Genomic DNA, 3,048 nt, shown 5'->3' with positions numbered 1-3,048 from the left:
AAGTAGTTGACAGCGTTTTAGGTGAGGCGTATAGTTCGCCTTCTTCGCTGATGACGCGACACGAAACGAACTAAACAGTTTAAAGTAGAACGCAGTCGAAAGCAATGCTCTTTAACAGAACAGATTACCGATAAGTGTGAGTGCGAAAAGGCCTCACACTGATTCAGAGAGACGAGATATATAGACATATACTTGTCAATAACTTTGAAGCAGACCAGTGATTTTGAAGGGAACTTCGAGATTACAACAAGCTAAGATTAAACATAAGAGTTTGATCCTGGCTCAGATTGAACGCTGGCGGCATGCTTTACACATGCAAGTCGAACGGCAGCACGGAGAGCTTGCTCTCTGGTGGCGAGTGGCGAACGGGTGAGTAATGCATCGGAACGTACCGAGTAATGGGGGATAACTGTCCGAAAGGATGGCTAATACCGCATACGCCCTGAGGGGGAAAGCGGGGGATCTAAGGACCTCGCGTTATTTGAGCGGCCGATGTTGGATTAGCTAGTTGGTGGGGTAAAGGCCTACCAAGGCGACGATCCATAGCGGGTCTGAGAGGATGATCCGCCACATTGGGACTGAGACACGGCCCAAACTCCTACGGGAGGCAGCAGTGGGGAATTTTGGACAATGGGGGGAACCCTGATCCAGCCATGCCGCGTGTCTGAAGAAGGCCTTCGGGTTGTAAAGGACTTTTGTTAGGGAAGAAAAGCTGGGTGCTAATACCATCTAGTGCTGACGGTACCTAAAGAATAAGCACCGGCTAACTACGTGCCAGCAGCCGCGGTAATACGTAGGGTGCGAGCGTTAATCGGAATTACTGGGCGTAAAGCGAGCGCAGACGGTTAAATAAGTCAGATGTGAAATCCCCGAGCTCAACTTGGGACGTGCATTTGAAACTGTGTAACTAGAGTGTGTCAGAGGGAGGTAGAATTCCACGTGTAGCAGTGAAATGCGTAGAGATGTGGAGGAATACCGATGGCGAAGGCAGCCTCCTGGGATAACACTGACGTTCATGCTCGAAAGCGTGGGTAGCAAACAGGATTAGATACCCTGGTAGTCCACGCCCTAAACGATGACAATTAGCTGTTGGGGTACTAGATGCCTTAGTAGCGAAGCTAACGCGTGAAATTGTCCGCCTGGGGAGTACGGTCGCAAGATTAAAACTCAAAGGAATTGACGGGGACCCGCACAAGCGGTGGATGATGTGGATTAATTCGATGCAACGCGAAGAACCTTACCTGGTCTTGACATGTACGGAATCTCTTAGAGATAGGAGAGTGCCTTCGGGAACCGTAACACAGGTGCTGCATGGCTGTCGTCAGCTCGTGTCGTGAGATGTTGGGTTAAGTCCCGCAACGAGCGCAACCCTTGTCATTAGTTGCCATCATTAAGTTGGGCACTCTAATGAGACTGCCGGTGACAAACCGGAGGAAGGTGGGGATGACGTCAAGTCCTCATGGCCCTTATGACCAGGGCTTCACACGTCATACAATGGTCGGTACAGAGGGTAGCGAAGCCGCGAGGTGAAGCCAATCTCAGAAAGCCGATCGTAGTCCGGATTGCACTCTGCAACTCGAGTGCATGAAGTCGGAATCGCTAGTAATCGCAGGTCAGCATACTGCGGTGAATACGTTCCCGGGTCTTGTACACACCGCCCGTCACACCATGGGAGTGGGGGATACCAGAATTGGGTAGACTAACCGTAAGGAGGTCGCTTAACACGGTATGCTTCATGACTGGGGTGAAGTCGTAACAAGGTAGCCGTAGGGGAACCTGCGGCTGGATCACCTCCTTTCTAGAGAAAAGAAGGGGCTGATTCGCATTCACACTTATCGGTAAACTGAAAAGATGCGAGAAGAGACTGAATAAACTGGGTTTGTAGCTCAGCTGGTTAGAGCACACGCTTGATAAGCGTGGGGTCGGAGGTTCAAGTCCTCCCAGACCCACCACATATTTAAGGACGCGGGGGCATAGCTCAGTTGGTAGAGCACCTGCTTTGCAAGCAGGGGGTCATCGGTTCGATCCCGTTTGCCTCCACCACGACTCTGTAGGAAGAGGGAAGTTGGTTCAGGATACTTTGGAAATTAAAGGTAGTTTAGTCTGAGTACAGACGAAGTAGAAGCTGGCTTTAATTTGCGAAGTAACGCATCGATCTTTAACAAATTGGAAAGCCGAAATCAACAAACAAAGATTGAGGCACAGGAATCTGAATCTGGAGACAGATGAAGAAGAAAGTGCTGAAAGAATTGGGTGATGATTGTATCGCTGAACAACGAAGACAAAAGGCGTTGTTCAGACAACCAAAGCAGTAAGCTTTATGAGAGTAGAGGCCTTAGTCATATTCACTAGTCAACGGTGGAGATGGCGAAGTCAAGAGGTTCTTGAAATGATAGAGTCAAGTGAATAAGTGCATCAGGTGGATGCCTTGGCGATGATAGGCGAAGAAGGACGTGTAAGCCTGCGAAAAGCGTGGGGGAGCTGGCAATAGAGCTGTGATCCCGCGATATCCGAATGGGGAAACCCACCATGTATAAGCATGGTATCCTGCACTGAATCCATAGGTGCAGAGAAGCGAACCTGGAGAACTGAACCATCTAAGTACCCAGAGGAAAAGAAATCAACCGAGATTGCGCAAGTAGTGGCGAGCGAACGCGTAAGAGCCTGTATATGATAGCGACTGAGATAGAAGAACAAGCTGGGAAGCTTGGCCAAAGAGGGTGAAAGCCCCGTATTCGAAATTTCAGTAGTGGTACTAAGTATACGTAAAGTAGGGCGGGACACGCGAAATCCTGTCTGAAGATGGGGGGACCATCCTCCAAGGCTAAATACTCATCATCGACCGATAGTGAACCAGTACCGTGAGGGAAAGGCGAAAAGAACCCCGGGAGGGGAGTGAAATAGAACCTGAAACCTGATGCATACAAACAGTGGGAGCGGATAAATCCGTGACTGCGTACCTTTTGTATAATGGGTCAACGACTTACATTCAGTAGCGAGCTTAACCGATTAGGGGAGGCGTAGGGAAACCGAGTCTTAATAGGGCGA

General features: G+C 49.6%; 2 tRNA genes and 2 rRNA genes. All 4 read left to right on the top strand.

The annotated features are described in order from the left end of the window. Positions 1-259 precede the first annotated feature (259 nt). Positions 260-1,798: ribosomal RNA gene (locus MJ764_RS11250) — 16S ribosomal RNA — on the top strand. Between the two features lie 77 nt (positions 1,799-1,875). Further along, a tRNA-Ile gene (locus MJ764_RS11245) sits at positions 1,876-1,952 on the top strand. Between the two features lie 15 nt (positions 1,953-1,967). Beyond that, positions 1,968-2,043: transfer RNA gene (locus tag MJ764_RS11240), tRNA-Ala, on the top strand. Positions 2,044-2,396: 353 nt separating this feature from the next. Further along, positions 2,397-3,048 (top strand): 23S ribosomal RNA (locus MJ764_RS11235); the annotation flags it as partial.

This window comes from Snodgrassella gandavensis (assembly GCF_914768025.1).
GTDB lineage: Bacteria > Pseudomonadota > Gammaproteobacteria > Burkholderiales > Neisseriaceae > Snodgrassella > Snodgrassella gandavensis.
The sequence above is the reverse complement of the archived record's forward strand: the minus strand, read 5'-3'. Positions and strand labels throughout refer to the sequence as shown.